The 23,535-nt window shown below is 60.3% G+C and carries 19 protein-coding genes; 16 read left to right on the forward strand and 3 right to left on the reverse strand.

The window, feature by feature from the left end:
* Nucleotides 1–101: 101 nt before the first annotated feature.
* The gene (zapE, locus tag P3T40_RS18260; RefSeq protein ID WP_429269128.1) at nt 102–1,190 is read right to left on the reverse strand and encodes a cell division protein ZapE; all 1,089 of its coding nucleotides are present in this window, start codon (nt 1,188–1,190) and stop codon (nt 102–104) included.
* A 262-nt stretch (nt 1,191–1,452) separates the two neighbouring features.
* Between zapE and P3T40_RS18265 the strand changes: the two genes are divergently transcribed.
* The 6 genes from P3T40_RS18265 to P3T40_RS18290 all read left to right on the forward strand — a co-directional run bounded on the left by P3T40_RS18265 (nt 1,453) and on the right by P3T40_RS18290 (nt 9,783).
* On the forward strand, nt 1,453–2,424 hold the full coding sequence (locus P3T40_RS18265) for an amidohydrolase family protein (protein WP_429269129.1): 972 nt from the start codon (nt 1,453–1,455) through the stop codon (nt 2,422–2,424).
* Nucleotides 2,425–2,446: 22 nt separating this feature from the next.
* On the forward strand, nt 2,447–3,916 hold the full coding sequence (locus tag P3T40_RS18270; RefSeq protein ID WP_429269130.1) for an aldehyde dehydrogenase family protein: 1,470 nt from the start codon (nt 2,447–2,449) through the stop codon (nt 3,914–3,916).
* 31 nt (nt 3,917–3,947) lie between these two features.
* Complete coding sequence (locus tag P3T40_RS18275) at nt 3,948–5,321, forward strand: MFS transporter (protein ID WP_429269131.1); 1,374 nt, start codon at nt 3,948–3,950, stop codon at nt 5,319–5,321.
* Between the two features lie 136 nt (nt 5,322–5,457).
* Nucleotides 5,458–7,197 carry a CocE/NonD family hydrolase gene (locus tag P3T40_RS18280; RefSeq protein ID WP_429269132.1) on the forward strand — a complete coding sequence of 580 codons (1,740 nt, stop codon included), beginning with the start codon at nt 5,458–5,460 and terminating at the stop codon, nt 7,195–7,197.
* Nucleotides 7,198–7,262: 65 nt separating this feature from the next.
* A complete protein-coding gene (locus P3T40_RS18285; protein ID WP_429269133.1) occupies nt 7,263–8,051 on the forward strand; it encodes an enoyl-CoA hydratase/isomerase family protein in 789 nt (262 codons plus the stop codon).
* 10 nt (nt 8,052–8,061) lie between these two features.
* Entirely contained in the window at nt 8,062–9,783 is a 1,722-nt protein-coding gene (locus P3T40_RS18290) for an AMP-binding protein (RefSeq protein ID WP_429269134.1), read from the forward strand.
* 112 nt (nt 9,784–9,895) lie between these two features.
* On the opposite strand, the gene P3T40_RS18295 is transcribed toward P3T40_RS18290, so the two are convergent.
* Together P3T40_RS18295 and P3T40_RS18300 are read right to left on the reverse strand one after the other, a co-directional pair.
* A complete protein-coding gene (locus P3T40_RS18295) occupies nt 9,896–10,741 on the reverse strand; it encodes an SDR family NAD(P)-dependent oxidoreductase (protein WP_429269135.1) in 846 nt (281 codons plus the stop codon).
* Between the two features lie 88 nt (nt 10,742–10,829).
* Nucleotides 10,830–11,216, reverse strand: coding sequence for a MarR family winged helix-turn-helix transcriptional regulator (locus P3T40_RS18300; RefSeq protein ID WP_429269136.1), 387 nt, complete (start codon nt 11,214–11,216; stop codon nt 10,830–10,832).
* 570 nt (nt 11,217–11,786) lie between these two features.
* On the opposite strand from P3T40_RS18300, the gene P3T40_RS18305 reads away from it, so the two are divergent.
* The 10 genes from P3T40_RS18305 (at nt 11,787) to P3T40_RS18350 (ending at nt 23,497) form a co-directional block, all read left to right on the forward strand.
* The gene (locus P3T40_RS18305; RefSeq protein WP_429269137.1) at nt 11,787–13,436 is read left to right on the forward strand and encodes an FAD-dependent monooxygenase; all 1,650 of its coding nucleotides are present in this window, start codon (nt 11,787–11,789) and stop codon (nt 13,434–13,436) included.
* Nucleotides 13,437–13,547: 111 nt separating this feature from the next.
* Nucleotides 13,548–14,699, forward strand: a complete 1,152-nt coding sequence (locus P3T40_RS18310) for a porin (protein ID WP_429269138.1) — start codon at nt 13,548–13,550, stop codon at nt 14,697–14,699.
* A 135-nt stretch (nt 14,700–14,834) separates the two neighbouring features.
* Nucleotides 14,835–15,395 (forward strand): YceI family protein, encoded by a 561-nt coding sequence (locus P3T40_RS18315; protein WP_429269139.1) that lies wholly within the window; start codon nt 14,835–14,837, stop codon nt 15,393–15,395.
* Between the two features lie 38 nt (nt 15,396–15,433).
* The gene (locus P3T40_RS18320; protein ID WP_429269140.1) at nt 15,434–16,018 is read left to right on the forward strand and encodes a YceI family protein; all 585 of its coding nucleotides are present in this window, start codon (nt 15,434–15,436) and stop codon (nt 16,016–16,018) included.
* 319 nt (nt 16,019–16,337) lie between these two features.
* Complete coding sequence (gene deoC, locus P3T40_RS18325) at nt 16,338–17,348, forward strand: deoxyribose-phosphate aldolase (RefSeq protein ID WP_429269141.1); 1,011 nt, start codon at nt 16,338–16,340, stop codon at nt 17,346–17,348.
* A 13-nt stretch (nt 17,349–17,361) separates the two neighbouring features.
* Nucleotides 17,362–19,758, forward strand: coding sequence for an aldehyde dehydrogenase family protein (locus P3T40_RS18330; RefSeq protein WP_429269142.1), 2,397 nt, complete (start codon nt 17,362–17,364; stop codon nt 19,756–19,758).
* Between the two features lie 50 nt (nt 19,759–19,808).
* Entirely contained in the window at nt 19,809–20,288 is a 480-nt protein-coding gene (locus tag P3T40_RS18335; RefSeq protein WP_429269143.1) for an RbsD/FucU family protein, read from the forward strand.
* The gene (gene rbsK, locus P3T40_RS18340) at nt 20,285–21,247 is read left to right on the forward strand and encodes a ribokinase (protein ID WP_429269144.1); all 963 of its coding nucleotides are present in this window, start codon (nt 20,285–20,287) and stop codon (nt 21,245–21,247) included. The genes P3T40_RS18335 and rbsK overlap by 4 nt, the downstream gene beginning before the upstream one ends.
* Nucleotides 21,248–21,347: 100 nt before the next feature.
* Nucleotides 21,348–22,385, forward strand: a complete 1,038-nt coding sequence (locus P3T40_RS18345; RefSeq protein WP_429269145.1) for an ABC transporter permease — start codon at nt 21,348–21,350, stop codon at nt 22,383–22,385.
* A gap of 107 nt (nt 22,386–22,492) precedes the next feature.
* The gene (locus P3T40_RS18350; protein ID WP_429269146.1) at nt 22,493–23,497 is read left to right on the forward strand and encodes a substrate-binding domain-containing protein; all 1,005 of its coding nucleotides are present in this window, start codon (nt 22,493–22,495) and stop codon (nt 23,495–23,497) included.
* The last annotated feature ends 38 nt before the right edge of the window (nt 23,498–23,535 follow it).

The raw sequence follows: 23,535 nt of genomic DNA on the forward strand, positions 1-23,535 counted from the left end.
GCTGATGTTTCGATACCGTGGGGCCGGTTCCATGAGGCCCGGGAAAAGGGCGCAATTGGGGCGCAAAAGAGTTTGCGCAGTGTGGCGCGCGTATTTCGATGTTACGGTGGGCATTCCGTTGCCTCAGACGAGTCCACTACGCGGTCGAGCGGATTCGGATACGCACGCGATTGCATTTCGGCCAGCCGGCTCAGCGTGCGCGACAGATCGTGGGCGCCTTCGAGACCGTTGAGCGCCGCGGCGATGGGCTTATCGGAGCAAATGAACAACGCCCGCTTACGGTCATAGAAAATGTCGACCAGCCACACGAAGCGCTGCAGCGTATGCGGCTTTGCGAGCCAGTGCGTGTCCAACTGGTCGATGACCAATCCCTGCCAGCGCTCGGCGAGGTCCAGATAGTCGAGGTGCGAGCGGCTTGCGACGCACAGCTCCTCGAAACTCGCCCACAGCAGTGACGCGCCTGCGGCCTGCGCGTTGAGCGGCCGTCCGGCCGCAGACAGCGTCTGCGGATATAACGCGTCTTCGCCTTCATATAACAGGAAGATGCGCAGCAGTTGCTCGTGCGTCACCGCGTCGAGCGGCGCGAAAAAGTGGGGACGTTGCGCCGGTTCGGCGCTAAAACGATAGTCGCGCGCGCCGTCGAAATGAACCACCGTGAGATGCTGCTCGATCCGCTCGATCGTCGGCTCGAAACGCTCGTGATATTCCTGATTCGGCAGCAAGCCTCGCGGCGCGTAGTTCGATGTGAGCGCGATGCGCGTGCCGAGTTCCAGCGCGACATCGAGGAAGCGGCCGATCAGAAACGCATCGGCAATATCGTGGACATGGAATTCGTCGAAGCACAGCAACGCGATGCCGTCGAGCCATTGCCGCGACACCGAGCCGAGCCTGTCGTCGCCGCGCGGTTCGTTGACGAGGCGCCCGTTCATCTCGCGCAGGAACTCGTGGAAATGGATGCGTCGCTTCGCGCACTCGGCCAGTTCGAAGACGGTATCGACCACGAGGCTCTTGCCGCGTCCCGGCAAACCGTAGCAGTAGACACCCTGTGCCGCTCGCGCGGCGCCGGGCGGTTTGCGCTGCGCCGTTGTGCCGAGCAGGTCCAGTAGCGCGGCAATCGCATGGCGCTGGCTGGCGTCCGGCACGATCGCGCGGGCTGCGAGGGTGCTCACGACGTGAGCTTCGTCGATCATGGTGCTGCGACTCCGCAAGAGATAGAGAAGGTTCGGGCAACGGACGCGTCCGGCGCGACGCCTATCCTGCCACAGCTTGATTCCTCTGCGCTTTGGTCGAGGGGGTGAGGGTTTACGTGGAGCACGTTTACTTGAAAAATCAAGTATAGTCAGTCACATATATTTGAAAAATCAAATATCGGCTGTCCACAATGAACCCATGTGATGCCCCTCGTCTTCCTTTCGCAGATGAGGTTGCGACGCCTTGAACTGGAGCAGATCAATGAGAAACAAGATTGCGCTTGAAGAACACTTTGCGATCGACCTGACTATCGAGCAGTCCAAAATTTATGCGCCTGCCGCCGTTTGGGAAATGCTGAAGTCCAATCTGATGGACATTGAGCAGCAGAGACTCGAGCGGATGGAGCAGGGCGGAACCGAGTACTCAATCTTGTCGCTCAACTCGCCCGGCATCCAGGGTATCCCTGACATCAAACAGGCAATTGATGTCGCGAGACGGGCCAATGATGTCCTCGCAGAACATGTTGCCCGCCATCCGTTGCGTTTGGGTGGATTTGCCGCGTTGCCGATGCAGGACCCCGAAGCTGCGGCGCGTGAACTCGAGCGCAGCGTGAAGGATCTCGGGTTCCATGGCTTTATGGTGAATGGCTTTTCCCAGCTGGGCGATGTGGAAAATGTCGTGTACTACGACGCCCCGCAGTACACCGATTTCTGGGCGAACGCGGCGGCGCTCGGCAAGCCTTTCTATATGCATCCGCGGGATCCATTGCCGTCTCGTGAACCGATCTACGACGGCTTTCCATGGCTGACCGCGGCGACCTGGGCGTTCGCCGTTGAGACGAGTATTCATGCACTGAGACTGATGACGTCAGGTCTCTTCGACCGCAATCCGGGGTTGCAAATGATTCTCGGCCACCTCGGCGAGGGGATTCCGTTCAACGTTTGGCGTGTCGACCACATTCTCCAGAAAGCGCCACGAGGACTGCCCTGCAAGCGCAGCGTGGGCGACTACCTCAGGGAGAACGTCTACGTCACTACCAGTGGGAATTTCAGAACGCAGACGCTTCTGTCCTCGATGCTGGAGATGGGCAGTGACCGAATCATGTATTCGGTCGACTATCCGTTTGAAACGCATGACGAGGCGTCTCAGTGGTTCGACACATGCTCAATCAGCGAAACCGATCGCGTGAAGATTGGACGGGAAAACGCACGACGCTTGTTCCGTCTCGATTGATACAAGGAAAAGGAGAAGTCGGATGTCCACGATTGAACTGGCGCCAGCAGACGTGTGGCGCAACAAGATCTATAGCGGCGGGTGGAAAACCGGAGGCGCGGGTACGATCCCGGTGACCGAGAAGGCGACCGGTGCGGAAATTGGGGCGATTGGTTGCGCGTCGGCTGCTGACGTGTCAGCCGCCGCCGCGATCGCAACAGATGCGCAACGCGCCTGGGCCGCGACGCCAGGGCCTCAGCGAGGCGATGTTTTGCGCGAGGTCGTTCGTTTGTTAGAGGTCCATAAAGACGAGATCGCCCTTCAGATCGTCAGGGAGAGCGGCTCGATACGGCCGAAGGGACAACTGGAGGTAAAGCTGGCGATACGTGAGATTCTGGAAGGCGCGGCGTTAGCCAGCCAGCCAACCGGGGTGATCACGACCAGCGACGTGAAGGGGCGGCATAGCGTAGCGCGCAGAATTCCAATGGGCGTGGTCGGGGTCATTACTCCGTGGAATTCCCCGTTCATCCTGGCGGCGCGAGCCATCGCACCGGCGCTTGCCACCGGCAACGCAGTGATACTCAAGCCCGACCCTCAAACGCCGGTCAGCGGCGGCGTCCTGTATGCGCGGCTATTCGAGGTTGCGGGGTTGCCCGAGGGGCTGTTCCATGTCCTTCCCGGTGGCGCGGAAACCGGTGACGCACTGGTCCGGGACCCACTTGTCAACATGATCAGCTTCACGGGATCCACGCGGGTCGGGCAAGCGATTGGCGCCGTAGCGGGCGGCCTGCTCAAGCGGGCAAACCTCGAGCTTGGCGGCAAGAATCCGTACATCGTGCTGGATGATGTCGATGCCGAAGCCGCGGCGAGTGCGGGGGCATGGGGGGCGTTTTTGCATCAGGGCCAGGTCTGCATGGCCGTGGGGCGGCATCTCGTTCATGAAAGCATTGCTGACGCCTACATTGAATGCCTCGTCCGGAAAGCCGAGGCGCTATCGGTTGGCGATCCGTTCAAGGGCGATGTTCATCTCGGCCCCATCATCAATGAACGGCAGGCAGCAAACGTCGATCGCATCGTAGCCGACTCTGCAAGCAAGGGCGCGAAGATTCTCGCCGGTGGGTCCCGCGACGGGCTGTTTTTCAAACCGACAGTCATGGTCGACGTCGCGCCAGGAATGCCTGCGTTTGAGGAAGAGATCTTCGGTCCCGTTGCCGCAGTGACTGTGTTCAAGAACGATGACGAAGCGGTTTCGTTGGCTAATCAGAACCGTTTCGGCCTGGTCGCGGCAGTGGCTTCTTCCAATTTGCGCCGCGCCCAGCGGATTGCGGACCAACTGCATGCCGGCATTGTCCACATCAATGATCAGACGATCATGCACGAGGTGTTTGGGCCAATGGGCGGTCTGGGTTTGTCCGGCAACGGACATAACTACAGCACGCTGACCAACGCGGACCAGTTCACGGAATGGCAGTGGGTGACGAGCCGCGAAAGCCTTCCTGCTTATCCGTTCTAGTGGACGTGCTCAAACGGAGCGAGGTGCAAAATTGACCCCCTGTACTGCGCAGCTAGCGGAAGAGACGCATGCTTCGATCGTCAACATTGGCGCGTTGATCGATAGCCAGCCACTGAGCACCTTCCAGAAATGGATCATGGTGATGATCGGTTGCTCGGTGGTGATGGATGGGTTCGACGTGCAGACAATGGGTTTTGTCGCGCCCGCGATTGTCCGCGCGTGGGGCATCAACCCAGCCGAGCTCGGCCCCATTTTCGGTGCCGGCTTGCTGGGGATGCTCGCGGGCTCCATCGTTCTCGGTGCTATGGCCGATCGAGTGGGGCGCCGGCCGGTGTTGATCGGAGCGACCATTTTCTATGGGGTATGCATGCTCGGTACCACCCTGGTTCAGAGCGTGCCGGAATTTCTTGTCATTCGTTTCCTGACCGGTTTTGGCATCGGCGGCGTGATGGGTAACGCTATCGCACTGGTCAGCGAGTACAGTCCGCAGAAACATCGGGCGTCGCTGATGACATGGGTCTCGTGTGGCTTCACGGGTGGGGCCATTGCCGGAGGGCTTCTCTGTGCAACCTTGCTCCCGTCGCTGGGCTGGAGGTCGGTGTTCCTCGTTGGGGGTATCTTGCCGCTGGTCATTGCCCTCCCGATGGCCAGGTATCTGCCAGAATCGCTCCAACTGCTGGTGGTCAAACAGCGCAGCCCGGAAAGGGTCGCCCAGTGGCTTGGGCGAATCGCGCCGAACGTCCAGCTCGGGCCAGGAACCCGCTTTGTCGTTCACGGGCAGTCGCAAGCGAAGGCCTCCGTTGGCGAGCTGTTTCGTCATGGCCGCAGCACCACCACGCTATTGCTATGGGGTATCAACTTCGCGAACCTGCTCGATCTCTTCTTTCTGTCGAACTGGCTTCCGATGCTTTCCTTGCGAGTCGGACACGCAGTGTCGACGGCTGTGCTCATCGGCACCTCATTGCAGATCGGCGGTACTGTGGGTGCGCTGCTGATGGGCCCGTTGATCGACCGCTTCGGCTTCTATCGTGTCCTGGCGCTCAGCTTTCTGGTGGCGACATTTTCAGTATCGTCCGTCGGTCTTCCTGACCTATCAACGGGATTGCGCTATGCCGTCGTGCTGATAAGCGGAATCTGCATTGTGGGTGGGCAACCAGCGGTCAATGCGTTGACCGCGACGCTCTATCCAACCTCGCTGCGGGCCACCGGGGTTGGCTGGAGTCTGGGTATTGGCCGGGCGGGTTCAATAATCGGTCCTGTCGTGGCCGGACAACTGATCAAGCTGCAGTGGTCGAATACCGCGCTGTTTGTTGCGGCTGCAGTACCCGCACTAGCGTCGTGTCTGATGATTGTTCTCCTCAGCCGCGCTGCGGGGCGAATTCGGATCGATTGCGTCGATTGCTAGCGGATTACGACGGCAAATTCAGAAAGACGTGCTCGACCAATAATTTAGTATTACTAACGTAGATGGTTTGTGTGATGGCGAGAACACCTGCATGGGCGCAGGGCAACGCCAAACGGCAACCGAATTTGGAGGGGACATGATTGAAGAACGCGACCTCATCGTCACGATGCGGGACGGCACTCGTCTCGCGGTCGATGTCTATCGACCGGAGGGGAAGGGGAAGTATCCGGTGCTCTATGCATCGGCTCTGCACAACAAGGATCTTCAGGGCCCAGACATTGCCGACGTGTTGCCTTCGCAACCCGCGCATGCGCCGTTGTGGTTTGGCCCGATAGAAGCCGGTGACACGCGCCGCTTTATTGCCAATGGCTATGTGCACGTTATTGCGCAGCCGCGGGGCTCGGCCAAGTCGGAAGGGCACTATGGCGAAGAGAACACCGATCATTACGACATGATCGAGTGGATCACTCAACAGCCGTGGTCGGACGGCAAAGTCGGGATGGTTGGTATTTCGGGTTTTGCGGGGGAGCAATGGCGCGCGGCCACGCAAGGACATCCCGCGCTCAAGGCGATCTTCCCTTACGACGCTTGTAGCGCATATGGAGGCATGTTCGGGTTTCGGGATTTTAATCCGGGCGGCGTCATTCATACGTTTCCCTACTTGCTTGACGTCTTCAGCACGGTGCACGAGTCGCGCGGCGTCCCAGGGCCGCTCCCGGATGAGCAGGAAGCGCTGTGGCGCTCGGCCATGCAAAATCCCGACTACAAGATGTACATCAACCTCTACAACATTCTGACGCAGAAGGGTCAGCGCACCTGGGTGATGTACCACATCATGACGAACCCTTGGGAGCCAGACGGGACCGTCGAGCGGGCCGAGGAAATCTTCAAGTCGATCAAGGTCCCGTTCTATACGGGGTCCGGTGCTTATGCGTACACATACAAATTGCATTGGCTGGGTGCTCAGCACTACTTCGGAAACGTCAAGCAATCGCGCAAGTTGATCTTTACCGGGCCGGCCCATCTGGAACGGCCTTTCCATCAGTACCACGACGAGGTCATCCGTTGGTACGACTACTGGCTCAAGGGTATTGACACCGGCATCATGGATGAACCCCCGGTTCGTTACTGGGTCATGGGGGCCAACGAATGGCGCACGGGTAGCGACTGGCCCCTGCCCGAAACGCAATGGGTCAAGTATTACCTCGGTGGTTGGGAGCAGCTTTCCATGGACGTACCCCGACCCTCGGCGGAGGTCGGCAATGCGCATCGGGAGCCGGATGTCTTTACGCAAATGCCGCTCAAGAAGACCACCAAGGTCGAGCGGTTGCGTTATATGACTGAGCCACTCCCCCACGACGTGCTGGTGGCGGGTCCGATCTCGCTCACGCTCTACGCAGAGATTGATCAGCCGGACACGAACTGGATCGTCGTGCTGAAGGACGTGGGGCCGGACGTCTCGGTCGTTACCGCACGCGCCGGTGAACGGACGGTTCCGCAGACGTTGCCGGAACGCGAACTGACCCGTGGTTGGTTGAAGGCGTCGTACCGGGCAACGGATCCTGATCGATCCAGGCCCGCAGAACCCTTCTACAAACTGACGAAGGCTTCGATCGAACCGGTTACGCCCGGCGAGATCGTCAAGTATGAGATCCAGGTGCTGGCGACGGCCAACCAGTTCAAGGCCGGCCACCGAATTTGCGTCGAAATCTGCAGTCTTGACGTGCCTACGGGAACGGGCGCGATGACCGACGTCGAGTACATCCCTTATCACGTATGCAGTAGCAATACGGTCACTCACAAGATTTACCGCGACGCCGACCACCCTTCACATTTGCTGCTTCCCATCATTCCGTTGAATGCATCGTCATCCTGAGTATCGGATCCTTGAAGGGCGTCGGTGGCGCCCTGTGTATTTGACCGACAACATGAGGTTTTCCAATGAAAAGCATACGTTTTGAGCGCGAAGGGAAGGTCGGGAATATCGTACTGGCGAATCCGCCCTACAACCGGCTTGATCTGCGCTTTGCCCAATGTCTGCGCGAGGCGGTTCGCGAGGCGAGTGAAAGCGATATCCGGGTGCTCGTCGTGCGCGCAGAGGGACCGCATTTTAGTCTCGGCGGCGAGGTTCGCGAATGGCCCGGTAAGGACCTGAACTGGTTCCGCACGTTCGTAGCGGAAGTCAACACGTCGTATCGGGCGATCGAGGCCTTGCGTGTTCCGACGGTGGCCGTGGTGCAGGGCCTGGCATTCGGTGGCGGGCTTGAACTTGCCCTGAGTTGCGACTTTATCGTGGCGGCGACGGATACCGTCTTTCGATGCGTCGAGGTAACGACCGCGATGCTGCCCATCGCAGGTGCGCTGCAGCGACTGGCTGAGCGCGTGGGGCGTGGTCGCGCGTCGCGCTTCGCCATGCTGGGTGAACCGTTTCTGGGGAGCCTTGCCGGCGAACTCGGGATTGCCACACACGTGGCAGAACCCGGTGAGCTCGAACGGGTCGCCAGCGAACTGGTGACACGACTTTCGGACGGTCCCACGCTTTCGTATGCGGCTACGCGCACCCTGCTCAAGACGTGGTCAAGTGGCGGCGTGGCGGGTGCCGATATTGCAATGCTGGATGTTTGCATGGGCCTGTACCACACGGAAGACGCCACGCGGGGCTTTGCCCACACAGCCGAAGCGTTCGACCGCGATGAGGAGCCTGGTGATCTTGTCTTTTACGGCAAGTAGCGGGAAACGTATGCAAACCTTACCCGGATCCCTTGCATCTAGCGCACCTGCCGATGGTGTTGCATACGTCCGCGGTGCGACGGATGTTCCATTGAGCGAATCGACGATCGGCGAGCTTCTGAAAGATACTGCGCAACGTTTTCCCGACCGGCAAGCTGTGGTGTTCCGCGAACAGGGTGTGCGCTGGACATGGAAGGAGTTTGACGAACGGGTCGATCGACTTGCCGCAGGTCTCTTGTCCCTGGGCATAGCAAAGGGTGATCGTGTCGGAATCTGGTCGCCCAATCGATCTGAATGGTTGCTCGCGCAGTTCGCTACAGCACGCATCGGTGCGGTTTTAGTCAACATCAACCCTGCCTACCGGGTTTCAGAGTTCGAGTATGCCTTGCGCAAGGTGCGCTGCAAAGCGCTCGTGACGGCGGAGCAATTCAAAACGTCGCAGTACATTTCCATGCTGCTCGACATTGCCCCAGAACTGACGTCGCAGCGAGCCGGCGATCTGCGTTGCGCGCGGTTGCCGGAACTCCGTACCGTGATATCCGTCGGTGATCCGGCCATACGGGGCGTGATGCCATTCTCCGCCGTGATGGAGAAGGGCGAGGCGATCCGGCGTGACGAAGAACCAACAACTATCGTGCTGTCGGCTCATGACCCGATCAATATTCAGTTCACGAGCGGTACCACTGGCAGTCCGAAGGGCGCTACGCTGACGCATCGAAACATCGTCAATAACGGGCGGTTTGTGGCAATGGCGATGAAGCTATCCGAAGCCGACTCGCTCTGCATTCCCGTGCCGCTCTACCACTGCTTCGGAATGGTTCTAGCCGTCCTGGCGTGCGTATCAGTCGGAGCGCAGATGGTCTTCCCAGGCGAAGGATTCGACGCCGGCGCGACCCTCGCGTCAATCGCGGAAGAGCGCTGTACGGCACTTCACGGAGTTCCGACGATGTTTATCGCAGAGCTGGAGCATCCGCAATTTGCTGCGTTTGATCTAAGCAGTCTGCGCACTGGCATCATGGCTGGCTCGCCGTGCCCCATCGAGACCATGAAGCAGGTGGTGGCCAAAATGCATATGCAGGAGGTCACCATTGCGTATGGAATGACGGAGACCAGCCCGGTATCGTTTCAGAGCGCAACCACCGACCCACTCGATAAGCGCACGACCACCGTCGGGCGGATTCAACCTCACCTCGAAGTGAAGATCGTCGATTCCCTTGGCGATACAGTGCCCGTTGGTGCAACTGGAGAGCTATGCACAAAAGGATACTCCGTGATGCTGGGGTACTGGGAAGATGAGGAAAAGACACGTGAAAGCATCGTCGACGGATGGATGCACACGGGCGACCTCGCAACGATTGACGCCGACGGCTATTGCAATATTGTCGGCAGACTCAAGGACATGGTGATTCGCGGTGGCGAGAACATTTATCCTCGCGAGATAGAGGAGTACTTATTCAGGCACCCTAAGATTCAGAATGCTCAGGTGTTCGGCGTACCAGACGAAAAAACTGGGGAGGAGCTGTGTGCGTGGATTGTGCTTCGGCAGGGCGAGTATGCCAGCGAGCAAGACATCCGCGATTTTTGCCGAGGGCAGATCGCTCATTACAAAGTGCCCAAATATGTTCGCTTTGTCGATGAAATGCCAATGACCGTCACAGGCAAGGTGCAGAAGTTTTTAATGCGCGAGGAGATGATTCGGATTCTTGATTTGGGCGACAAAAAGACCGCCTGACATGGTCGGGCTCATCTCCGCCTTCTCCGGGGTCGCGCGGCCCGTACCGGCGTGCGAGAGACACGTCACCTGGTTGACTACTATGTCAACCAGGCTCGTCGTGCTGCACTGCTCACTCAGGCATGAAGCCGGCCTTACCTTCGAACATCACGGACCCGGCGATGTCTTTTTGCGCCTGCAGCGCGGCAAGACTCCGGCTATAGCCGGCTTCGAGCACCGCATAGGCATCTCCACCGAGGACGGTGCGCAGCGGCGGTTCCGGCATCTGGCTGATCGTATAGATGGCGTCGGCCATTTTCACGGGATCGCCTGAAGCGTTTGCGTCGCCGTTTTCCTCGATCCAGCGGCGCAGCTTGCCGACCGCGCTGTCCTTGTAGTCCTCGAGTTCCTCGGTCCAGCGAATATTGGCCACGAAGCCCGTCTTGATGGAGCCCGGTTCGATGATGATGGTCTTGATACCGAACGCCGCAACCTCCTGGCTCACCGCTTCGGCAAAGCCTTCAAGTCCGAACTTCGCGGCGTGGTACAGCGACCCTCCCGGGAAGGCGGCACGTCCACCGACGCTGCTGACATGGATGAACGTGCCGCGTTTCTTTGCGCGTAATGCACCGAGGAAGGCACGCGTGACGTGAATTGGCGCCAGCAGATTCAGCGCAATCTGCTGCTCGATTTCAGCCTCGCTCATTTCTTCGATCGCGCCGATCACGGCGCCGCCCGCGTTGTTGACCACGACGTCGGCATCGGGATGGCGCGCTGCGGCGGCCTGTACCTGTTCGCGATCGGTCAGGTCGACTGACTCCACCTTGAGCAGGTCCGGATAAGCTTGCTGCAGCGACTGCATTGCCTCGATACGGCGCACTGCAGCAACCACAGGATGCCCTTGGGCCAGTACTTTTTCTGTGAGCGCGAGCCCCAGACCGCCGGACGCGCCCGTGATGAACCACTTCTGACTTGACATGATGCCGTTCTCCTTACTGTATATGAGTGAGTACGCGCTCAATTATATCCGAGTTTTGGGATAGCTGCCCGTTTGCCGCAGGGTGGAGTCAAACAAGGTCGTCAAGCGCACCAGCGTTCTCATACAACTTGAGCAGCATGGTGCGGAGTGCCTGAACGTCACTTGCCGTCAAACCGGTGAGGATCACCGACTCGTGTTGCTGCGCGACAGGGACGATGCGCAGCGCCAATTCCACCCCTTTGTTTGTCAGGGCAATCCTGATCGATCGTCCATCCGTCGTGCTCTTCTCGCGTTTGACCAGGTCCTGGCTCGCAAGACGGTCAATGATTCTGGACAGCGCGGAAATATCCGACGTCGCATGCACCGATAGTTCAGACAAGGTCTGGTGTGGAACGTACAGCAGCGAGGCACAGACTCGCCACTCGCTGAGGTTTAGCCCAAACGGTTTCAGTGCCTTCGCGAACGCGTTTCCCATCCTGCCTCCGGCACGTGTCAACAGGAAAGGAATTGCCAGTTCGAGTTCTTGCGGTCGCTTGGGTGTCTTCATGGGTGTCAGTGGCCCGAGGGTTTACATGGGTACGTATATTTGAAAAATCAACTATACTACAGCTACATAATAGTTGAAAAATCAAATAAATGCTAGCCGGGCGAACTCGGATAACTCCCTTCCAGAAGGAGCGGGGCGTCTTTCGTATCAGCCGCAGATTCTCGTGTCTAATGCCCGTTTTGCTCGGCGATGCTTTAGCGAGGAATGAGCTCGATTGAACGAGGGGTTAGTGGCTACGAAAAACTGGAATGCAATCATCTGATTTAATTAGTAATACATAATAAAAACCTGACTGTAGTGACGGATTCCGTGCGGGACTGATTCAATAATAAATCGCGCCAGGGATGAAAGATTCGGATCGAGACCTGGTGGTCATATTGCGATTTGTCCGGTCAGATTGAATCTGGAGTCCTGAATAGTCAGCTGAAGGGGAATCAAGTTGTGATGCAGCCACGAAGCTGCGGCCGGTAGGCAGCAGATGGAAAACGGAGATCAGATTTGGAAACTCAAGTCATCATTGTTGGAGCCGGACCGGTAGGGCTGACGCTTGCGATCGACCTTGGCAAACGCGGCATTGCGTGCGTGCTTGTCGAGCAAAAGGCGGAGCCCCAGTTTCTGCCGAAAATGGAGCGTTGCAACGCGCGGACCATGGAGATCTTTCGGCGGCTTGGACTTGCGGACCGTATCCGGGCCGCCGGCATGCCCGAGGACGTCCCTATGGACATCCAGATCATCCGTTCCATGACGGAGCCGCCGATCCTGCGCTTGCCCTATCCATCGGTGGCGGAGACTCGCGCGCTCACGCATGAGAGCCTTGACGGCAGCCTCCCACTCGAACCCTATCAGCTCATCTCTCAGTACACACTCGAACCGCTTCTGCTGGAGGTGGCCGAGCAATCGCCGACGGTCACGGTGATGCGCAGTACGACGTTTCTGGAATTCACTGAGCACGACGATGGTGTTCGGGTGGCGGTCAATGACGCCGACGGTGTGAGAAGAACGTTGCAGGCCGCTTACCTCGTGGGCTGCGACGGGGGAGCGAGCCGTGTACGTAAGCAACTGGGCATTCGTCTGGAGGGCGAGGGCGACATTGCGCGGCTGAGACAGGGCCTGTTCTATTGCGAGCAACTCTACGAGCGGCTGCCGATAAGCAACGGGCCGAGCCGGGGGCGGCACTATCTGGTGGCGGGCGGACCTCCTACTCTCATGATCATGCAGGACTCGACGCGGCACTGGACGGTCCATTCCGCCGTCGAGAGCGATGACGAGATGCGGCGGATGTTCGAGCGGATCATCGGTGTCGCGCTGCCCTACGAGATGCTGTATTGCGCGGAATGGCGACAGAACCTTCTACTGGCCGAACGCTATCGAGAGGGAAGGGTGTATCTCGCAGGCGACGCGGTGCACCTCGTGATTCCTACGGGCGGTCTCGGCATGAACACCGGCGTTGGCGACGCCACCGATCTTGCCTGGAAGTTGGCCGCCACGCTGCAAGGTTGGGGGGGCCCGGCGTTGCTCCCCTCCTATGAAGCTGAGCGGCGCCAGGTTGGCGAGCGGGTGGTCGGCGCATCGCGCTACGCGTCGCTTGGATACCGCACCTGGTTGGCCGAGGTGCGCCCGGAGATCGGAGACGATACGCCCGCGGGGTCGACTGCTCGCGCCCACCTTGCGGAAGTGGCGAACGTCGAGCAACGCAAGTCGAACGAGATGATCGGCGCAGAACTGGGCTATCGATACGTGGATTCGCCCATTATTGACAATGTACCGGGAGGGCCGCAACACGATCTGCGTGCCTATCTTCCCACTACGTGGCCCGGTGCCCGCCTTCCCCATATGTGGCTCGCCGACGGAAGCGCCATCCAGGACCGGCTACGGTCGGAGCGCTACACGTTGATCGACATCGCGGGTGGGCATGATGCGCGCCCGCTTCTCGCCGCGTTCGAAGCGCTCGGCGCGCCGCTCGATGTGCTCGTGGTTGCAGATCCGGGGCTTCGCGCCGTCTATGAGCGGGACCTCGTTCTCGTGCGGCCCGACATGCATGTCGTGTGGCGCGGCGATCGGCTCCCGCAGGCCGTCGATGATCTCGCCGCGAAGGTGACAGGACATAGCACCATAAACCGCGCATCGGGTTCGGTCAGCAGCCGCTGACCGAACCGGCTGAATCGAATCGATATTCGGTCGGCCCACGCTGCAAGCTCGATGCGCGACGGCGCAGGGGTGCCGTCGCCTTGAGATTTCGACAACATTGGAGACGAATAAATGAGTGCACGGTTGAATCGGGCCAGAGGTGACCATTCGTGGCACCGGCTATTTTGGTGGACGCTCTCAGCGCTTGCGGCATGTGCGTCGGACGTATCGCATGCGCAGAGCGCTGTCACCCTCTATGGGATCATCGATACCGGCGTTGAATACGTGACGAACGTCGGTCCTCATAAATCCAGTTCGGTGCACATGCCGTCTCTCACGGCCTCACTACCGTCACTGTGGGGCCTACGTGGCAAAGAGGATCTGGGCGGTGGTCTGAGCGCGGTTTTTGTATTGGAGTCGGGCTTTGCTCCAGCACAGGGCTCGCTGAATCAAGGCGGCCGTCTGTTTGGCAGACAGGCCTATGTCGGGCTTGCGAGTCAGTGGGGGACGGTCACCCTTGGGCGCCAATATTCGCAAATCTTTTGGGCGGCACTAACGGGCGACACGCTGGCTCCGAATATCTATGCCGCTGCCGATCTGGACCCCTACTTGACCCAGCCGCGAGTTGATAATTCGATCACCTATACCTTCACGTCATCCGGACTCACCGCGGCTGCAACATATTCTTTTGGACGCGACGCGGTGGATAGTGCGCCGGCCGGAGGGTGCGCTGGCCAATCGCCCACCGATTGGCGGGCCTGCAAGGCGATGTCTGCAATGCTGAAATATGACTCTGGGAAATGGGGCGTGGCGGCGGCCTTCGATCGCAACTACGGTGGAGGCGGCACTGGCTCGCCGCTGCCACTTAGCTCGCAAACCGATACGCGTGCCCTGATCGATGGCTACGTGAAGTTCGGCACCGCGACTTTCGGCGCGGGATTCCAACACCGGATCAATCACGGAGAGCAGACGCCGACCGTTTTCGATGCGACCAGCAACTACTGGTGGCTCGGTGGATCCTATTTCCCCCGTCCGGATATTGCTCTTGACGCACAGTTCGGCCATATCACCGTGAGCAGCAACGACTCGGGAGGCTCTGTGATCGCAGCGCGCGCTATGTACTTCTTCTCCAAGTCCACTGCGGTGTACGTCACGGCAGGGCATGTGTTCAATCAGCGCAACGCAAATTTTTCGATTGACGGTGGCGTGATCCCGCCTACTTCGACGCCTTTGGCAGGGGTGGATCAAACCGGTGCGATGGTGGGTATTCGCCACCTGTTCTAAATGGCTCGCGGTTAGCTCGGCAGCCGTAGGCTGAGCAGTGGTGCAGTGGTGAGCCACCGTGACAGGTCTTGGTGGAAGCCTTTATTTCTTTAGTTAACTTCGTAATCCTTATTTAATAAAAGGCTCAAAGCACATATGAAACCCCGATTCCGTCAACTGATATTGGTCGCTACGGCAACCACATCGCTCTTCCTGGGCGTTGCGCACGCGCAGGTGGATGCGTCGAAAAGCAAGGTGACCGCCACCTCGAAGCAGATGAACGTGGCCGTCGACGGCACGTTCAGGAAGTTCACGGCGCAACTCATCTTCGATCCATCCAGGCCGGCGGCGGGTAGTGCGCAACTGACTATCGACACCGCAAGCTACGACCTCGGCGACGAAAGCTACAACCAGCAGGTGCGTGGCAAAGACTGGTTCGACGCGGCGCAGTTTCCCAACGCCACATTCGTCTCAAGCGCCATTGCACCGGCCGGCGGCGACCAGTTCAAGGTCAGCGGCAAGCTGACCATCAAGGGCAAGTCCGAAAACGTCACGTTGCCGGTCACCGTAGCGCAGCAGGGGGCGACGCAAACTTTCGACGGCGCGTTGCCGATCAAGCGTAGCCAGTTCGACATCGGTACCGGCGAATGGAAAGACACCTCGGTCGTCGCCGATGAAGTGATGATCAGGTTTCACATTGTCGAAGTCAAAAAATAACCAGCAAAAGCCCCCCAGACCATCCAGGAGGAATCGCAATGAACAAGCAACTTTTGACGGCGGCGATCGCCGCTCTCGCAACAGGCACGTCGTTCGGCGCCATGGCGGCGGAGACCACGTATCAACTGGACCCCTCGCACACGTATCCCAGCTTTGAGGCTGATCACTTCGGCGGCGTCTCGATCTGGCGCGGCAAGTTCAACAAGAGCAGCGGCGCGGTGACGATCGATCGTGAAGCCAGGACCGGCACGCTGGAAGCGACTATCGACATGACGTCGGTGGATATCGGTAACGATACGCTGGACACAGAGTTGAAGAGCCCGAAATTCTTCGATGCCACTCAATTCCCGACCGCTGTCTATAAGGGTACGTCGATGAAGTTTCAGGGCGATGTGCCGGTCGAAGTGATCGGCGAGTTGACGCTGCACGGTGTGACGAAACCGCTGAACCTGAAGATCGAGTCGTTCAAGTGCTTTCAGAACCCGATGCTCAAGCGCGAAGTGTGCGGCACGGAATCGACGGGGACTTTTGACCGGTCGGACTTCGGGGTGGACCTGGGCAAGACCTACGGCTTCAAGATGCAAACGGTGCTGCACATCCAGGCGGAAGGCATCAAGCAATAAGGCAGGACTTAAACAGGGTAACGCAGCGTTCCCGATTGACGGCGGCGTGGTCTGGCCCGGTCATTGAAGTTCTCTCATCCTTGCCACGCCCCAAACGGGGCGTCCGCATATCAAGAACACATTTGTCTGTCAAAAAGGCTCAAATCAGGCTCGTTCGCCTGAAATCAGGTACGTTTGAGCGTCACCAGCACCAGTTCCCCAAACCCGATATAAGGAAATGATCGTAACGCCACTTGTTACGATCCTATCATTCGATGTACGATGGTTGCGAATAAACCATCAGCCGTTACTGTGCACTGCACAAAATCACGGACGTCAAATGCCTGAAGCTCCTTCTTCGTCTTCGTCGGTCATCGCGCTGCGGCGCGGCCTGGCCGTTCATCCGGAACGCAATCCCGGCATACCGTTCGACGCCGCCTGGCTCGACGGCCTGCGGGTCAACCAGTCGGCAGTCGAGCGGCGTACGGCCACGCTCGGCACACGGCGCACCGTCAAGAAAGATGCACAGGCGGCGTGGCTATTGAAGGCCGTCACCTGTATCGACCTGACTACCCTGAATGGGGACGACACTGAAGGCCGCGTGCGGCGCCTGTGCGCAAAAGCGCGGCAGCCGGTGCGGGCTGACATCCTCAGCGCGCTCGGCATTGCGCCGCAGACCATTACCACCGGCGCCGTGTGCGTGTATCACCGCTTTGTCGCCGCTGCGGTCGATGCGCTGCAAGGCAGCGGCATTCCGGTGGCGGCGGTTTCCACCGGTTTCCCGGCTGGCCTGATTCCACATCCGCTGAAGCTGAAAGAGATCGAGGCGTCGGTGGCCGACGGCGCGCAAGAGATCGATATCGTCGTCACGCGCGAACACGTACTGACGGGTAACTGGCAGGCGCTGTACAACGAAGTGCGCGATTTCCGCGCGGCCTGCGGCCCGGCGCATCTAAAAGCGATTCTCGCCACCGGCGATATCCGCACGTTGTCGAACGTGGCGCGTGCGTCGATGGTTTGCATGATGGCGGGCGCCGACTTCATCAAGACGTCAACCGGCAAGGAAGGCGTCAATGCGACGCTCGACGTTTCGCTGGTGATGGTGCGGATGATCCGCGATTATTACGAGCGCACCGGCATTTTGATTGGCTTCAAACCGGCCGGCGGCGTGTCCAGCGCGAAATCCGTGCTGACTTATCAGATCCTGATGAAAGAGGAGCTGGGACGCGCGTGGCTCGAGCCGGAGCTGTTCCGCATCGGTGCATCGAGCCTTCTCGCCGACATCGAACGCCAGCTCGAACATCACGTCAGCGGCCGTTACTCCTCCTTCAATCGTCATCCCGTTGCCTGAGCAGACCGATCCCATGAGCGTAGCCGAATATTTTTCTTCAATGGAGTACGGTCCCGCACCCGAGGACGATCAGCCCGCGCGTGCCTGGCTCGCGCAGCACGATGCCAGCTTCGGCCATTTCATCGGCGGTGGATGGCGCGCGCCAGCCTCGGGTGAGCGCTTCGAATCGCGTGAGCCCGCTACCGGCGAGTTGCTCGCGCATGTCGCCCAGGGTGATGCGGCTGATATCGATGCGGCGGTCGCCGCAGCTCGCGCGGCGCAGCCTGGCTGGCTCGCGCTGGGCGGTGCAGGGCGCGCGCGTCATCTGTACGCGTTGGCGCGTATGGTGCAGCGGCATAGCCGCCTCTTCGCGGTGCTCGAAGCGCTCGATAACGGCAAGCCGATTCGCGAGACGCGCGACATCGACGTGCCGCTGGTAGCGCGCCACTTCCTGCATCACGCGGGTTGGGCGCAGTTGCAGGACAGCGAGTTCGCCGAGTTCGCGCCGCTGGGCGTCGTCGGCCAGATCGTGCCGTGGAATTTCCCGTTGCTGATGCTCGCGTGGAAGATCGCGCCGGCTATTGCAGCCGGTAACTGCGTGGTGCTGAAGCCCGCGGAATACACGCCGCTCACCGCCTTGCTGTTCGCCGAGCTGGCGCATCGCGCCGGTCTGCCTGCGGGTGTGCTGAACGTCGTGACGGGCGATGGCCGCACCGGTGCGGCGCTCGTTGAGCATCCCGAGGTGGACAAGCTCGCCTTCACGGGCTCGACCGAAGTCGGCCGGCAAATCCGCTCGGTTACGGCAGGCTCGGGCAAATCATTGACGCTCGAACTGGGTGGCAAGTCGCCGTTTATCGTGTTCGACGACGCCGACCTGGACGGCGCGGTCGAAGGCGTGGTCGACGCCATCTGGTTCAACCAGGGGCAGGTCTGCTGCGCCGGTTCGCGCCTACTCGTGCAAGAGGGTATTGAAGCGCGGTTCATCGACAAGCTGAAGCGGCGCATGGAAACCCTGCGTGTCGGCTCCTCGCTCGACAAGAGCATCGATATCGGGGCGATTGTCGATCCGGTACAGCTCGAGCGGATTCAGTCGCTGGTGGAAGCCGGCCGCCGCGAAGGCTGCGCAGTGTGGCAGTCACCGGATGCTGCCGTGCCTGCGCAAGGTTGCTATTACCCGCCGACGCTAGTGACCGGTGTCGCGCCGGCATCGACGCTCGCCCAGGAAGAGATTTTCGGCCCCGTGCTGGTGACGATGAGCTTCCGCACACCGGACGAAGCGGTCGCACTTGCGAATAACACCCGCTATGGCCTCGCCGCGAGCGTCTGGAGCGAAACGATTGGCCGTGCGCTCGATATCGCCCCGCGTCTCGCATGTGGCGTGGTCTGGGTCAATGCGACCAATCTGTTCGATGCCGCGGTCGGCTTTGGCGGCTATCGCGAGTCGGGTTATGGCCGCGAAGGTGGTCGCGAGGGCATTTACGAATATCTGAAGCCGCGCGCCTGGCTTAAGCTCGCGGAGCGTCCTGCGCGGGCTGCGGCGACCGGTTCGTTTGAGGCGTCGTCGAGCGTGACCGGCATGAACGTGACGCCGATCGATCGCACAGCGAAGCTCTTTATTGGCGGCAAGCAGGTGCGCCCCGATGGCGGCTATTCGCTGCCCGTCTATGGTGCAGACGGTGGGCTCGTCGGCGAGGTGGGCGAGGGCAACCGCAAGGACATTCGCAATGCCGTTGAGGCGGCACGCGGTGCAGGGAAGTGGTCGCAGGCCAGCACGCACAATCGTGCCCAGGTTCTGTACTACCTCGCGGAAAACCTCACAGTACGGGCCGACGAATTCGCGCGGCAACTGATGGTGCGCACTGGCGTTGGCGAAACCGCCGCACACGCGGAAGTCGAAGCCGCCGTGACGCGGCTCTTTACCTACGCAGCGTGGGCGGACAAGTTCGACGGCGCGGTGCATACCCCGCCGTTGCGCGGTGTTGCGCTGGCCATGAACGAGCCACTCGGCGTGATCGGGATTGCGTGCCCGGATGAAGCGCCGCTGTTGGCCTTCGTCTCGCTGGTGGGACCAGCGCTGGCGATGGGCAATCGCGTGGTGGTGCTTCCGAGCGAGGCATGCCCGCTGACGGCGACGGATCTGTATCAGGTAGTCGAAACCTCGGATGTGCCCGGCGGCGTGTTGAACATCGTCACGGGCGAGCGCGCCGCATTGCTGCCTGCGCTCGCGAAACACGATGACGTCGACGCGCTCTGGTGCTTCGGCAGCGCGGCGGATTCGGCGCTCGTCGAGCGCGCGTCAGTCGGCAATCTGAAGCGTACCTTTGTCGATCATGGGCGCCAGTACGACTGGTTCGACCGCTCGACTGAGGGACCGGCCTGGCTGCGTCAGGCTGTGCAAGTGAAGAATATCTGGATACCTTACGGAGACTGACCGTCTGAGGCTGGACGGGTAGCAGGCCGATCGAACATGGAGGAGACACCGTGCTGAAGAATCTGGACCCGCTGTTGAACGCCGATGTGCTGCATGCGCTGCGCGCGATGGGCCATGGCGACGAAATAGTGATTTGCGATGCGAATTTCCCCGGCGACTCCGTTGCGCGTGCAACGGTGCTGGGCAAGCTGCTGCGTTTTGACGGCGCGGATGCCGCCCGCGCGGTTCGCGCGGTGCTTTCCGTGCTGCCGCTCGATACCTTTGTGGAACATGCGGCGTTTCGCATGGAAGTGGTCGGCGAGCCGAATACCATTCCTGCTGTGCAACGCGAGGCGCAGGCCGAAGTGAATGCCGCCGAAGGGCGCGATCTGCCGTTTGCGTCCATCGAGCGCTTCGCGTTTTATGAACGCGCGAAGAAAGCGTATTGCGTGATCGCCACCGGCGAGCGGCGCGGCTACGGCTGCTTTGTGTTCACGAAGGGCGTGTTGCTGGCGCCGGACGCTCCAAGCGCAGGGGAGCAGCAAAAATGAGTACGCAGTCCAAAACGAGCGGGCGAGTCGTCATTCTCGGCATCTACGTAACCGATCTGACCTTCCGCGCTGAACGTATGCCCCTGATCGGCGAAACCATTGCCGGTTCGGCTTTCGCGATGGGCCCGGGCGGCAAGGGCTCGAATCAGGCCGTGGCCGCGGCCCGGGCCGGCGCACAAGTGGTCTTCTGCACGCGTCTCGGTAACGACGCGTTTGGCGCGATCGCGCGCTCGACATGGGCCGCGGAAGGCATCACCGCACGAGCAACAACCGTGGACGGCGTCTCGACCGGCGCCGCACATATCTTCGTCGACGACACCGACGGCAGGAACGCGATCATCGTCGCTTCAGGCGCAGCGGGCACGATGAACGCGGGCGACGTCGACGCGATCGAAGCGGATATCGCCGCGGCACAGGTATTCGTCACGCAACTGGAACAACCGCTCGCGGCAGCGCGGCGCGGTCTCGAAGTCGCGCGCAAGCATGGGGTGACCACGGTGTTCAATCCCGCGCCCGCATTGCCGCTCGACGACGATATTTTCCCGCTGTGCGACTACATCACGCCGAACGAAACCGAGGCCACGACCTTGACGGGCGTGCCGATCCAGAACGCCGACGACGCGCGGCGGGCTGCTGACGTGTTGCTTGCCAAAGGAGTAGGCACTGTGATCGTGACGCTCGGCGAAGCCGGCGCGCTGCTTCACTCGGCCACGCAGTCGGTGTTGGTGCCTGCATTCCAGTACGGCCGCGTCGTGGAAACGGCCGGCGCGGGCGATGGGTTCACGGGGGGCTTTGCCGCAGCGCTGGCACGCGGCGCAGACCCCGTGGAGGCGATGCGCTTCGGCTGTGCGCTGGCGGGTATCTCCGTGACACGTGCTGGCACGGCGCCGTCCATGCCGACGCTAAGCGAAGTGAACCAGCTATTGAATCAGTCGGGCCAGCCGGTGTCTGCGCAGTAAAGACGCACTGAAGGCGCACTCGCTGCTCGCTGAGGTCTCATGGACCGTACCTCAGCGGCCCGCTGAAGTTTCATGCAGTTTGAAGGAGTCTCTCTTCACCATGAAGTCCTCGTTCGCTGTTGGAAAACTGTTTGCCGACAGGCAACTGAATTTCTTGCTCGCCGTCAACGTGTTGGTGGTACTGGTTGCGACAGCGCTGTCGCACGGGCAGTTTGTCGGTATCGACAATCTGCAGTCGATGGGCAGCCAGTTGCCCGAACTCGGGCTGCTCGCACTCGGCATCATGCTCTCGATGATCTCCGGCAACGGCGGTATCGACCTCTCTGGCGTCGGCCTCGCCAATCTGTCGGGCATGGTTGCCGCATTGACCTTGCCGAAGCTCATCAGCAGCGATGCCTCGCCCGTCGCCTATACGGCGCTCTTCTGTGCAATCACCGTTGCCATGGGACTGCTCGGTGGCTTGCTGAACGGTATCGTGATCGCGAAACTGCGGCTCACGCCAATTCTCTGTACGCTGGGTACGCAGTTGCTGTTTACCGGCATCGCCGTGGTGTTGAGCAACGGCGCATCGGTCCCTGTCGAGTACGTCGATCAGCTTTCGGACATCGGCAACGGCACGGCATTCCAGATTCCGATCTCTTTCATCATCTTTATCGCCGCGATCATCGTGCTGGGCTGGCTGCTCAGGCGCAGTCCGTTTGGTCTGCGCCTGTATCTGATGGGCACCAATCCGAAAGCCGCGTTCTATGCGGGGATTCCCCGCGCGCGGATGCTGATCGTGACCTACACGATGTGTGGCGTGCTGGCTTCGCTGGCCGGCCTGATCAGCGCGACCCATACGTCGAGCGCGAAATGGGACTACGGTAACTCGTATCTGCTGATCTCGATCCTGATTGCCGTGATGGGCGGGGTGAATCCCGCCGGTGGCCGTGGCCGCATCATCTCGGTGTTCTTCGCCGCCACGGTGCTGCAGTTCCTGGCGAGCCTCTTTAATCTGCTGGGCGTGTCGCAATTCTTCGGCGACTGCGCGTGGGGTTTTCTGTTGCTGCTGTCGCTGGCTTTTGCGGGTGGCGAGCGGGTGAGCGCGATCTTCGGGTTCACGCGATTCACGCGCTCCGATTCTGCCGCGCGGCGTTAGCGTAAGCGTCGGCACGTAAGCAAGGTTTAGTACGCGGCGGACATCGGGGCCCTGGATATCCGCGACAGTGAAGCAGGGCGACATCGAAAGAAAAAAGGAGACGTGGCATGAAACTGACTCGATTGGGCGCCGCACTGGCAGCAGGCGTTCTCACGGTAGGCGTGGTCGCTGCAGCGCAGGCAGCGAACAATGTGACGATCGTCACAGTAGTGAAGGTGACCGGCATCAACTGGTTCAACCGCATGGACGAAGGCGTCAAGGAATTCGCTAAGGATAACGCAGGTGTCACGGCGTACCAGACCGGTCCCGGTCAAGCCGACGCCGCGCAGCAACTGAAGATCATCGAAGACCTGATCGCCAAGAAGGTCGATGCGCTGGCCGTCGTCCCCTACGATCCGCCAACGCTCGAACCGGCATTGAAGAAGGCGATGGACCGCGGTATCAAGGTCGTCACGCATGAGGCCGACAACGAAAAGAACACCGACGTCGACATCGAAGCATTCGACAACACCGCCTACGGCGCCAACCTGAACGAACACCTCGCCTCGTGCATGCACGACGAAGGCAAATGGGCCGTGCTGGTGGGCTCGCTCGGCAGCCGCTCGCAGGTGCAATGGGCCGATGGCGGGATCGGCAACGCGAAGGCCAAGTATCCGAAGATGGATCTGGTCGAGCCGAAGCTCGAAACCAATAACGACGGCGAGCGCGCTTATGAAGTCGCGAAGGAAGTACTGCGCAAGCATCCGGACCTGAAGGGCTTCCAGGGTTCGTCGTCGCTGGACGTGATCGGCATTGGCCGGGCGGTTGAAGAAGCGGGCCTGCAGGGCAAGATTTGCGTGTACGGCACGGGTCTGCCGGGTGAGGCGGGCAAGTTCCTCGAAAGCGGCGCGGTCAACGGCATTTCGTTCTGGGATCCGAAGCTCGCTGGCATTGCGATGAACAAGATCGCGTTGATGCTGATCCACGGCCAGACCGTGCATAACGGTGACAACCTTGGCATTCCGGGTTACACGAAGGTGACCGTGACCAAGGGTCCGGGCAAGGGCATCATCGTGCGCGGCCAGGGCTGGGTCGACGTCGACAAGTCGAACTACAAGAACTACTCGTTCTAAGTCGATTCGCGTGTAACGGTGTGCCCCCTTGGGGGCAC

Source organism: Paraburkholderia sp. EB58, assembly GCF_050436665.1.
GTDB lineage: Bacteria > Pseudomonadota > Gammaproteobacteria > Burkholderiales > Burkholderiaceae > Paraburkholderia.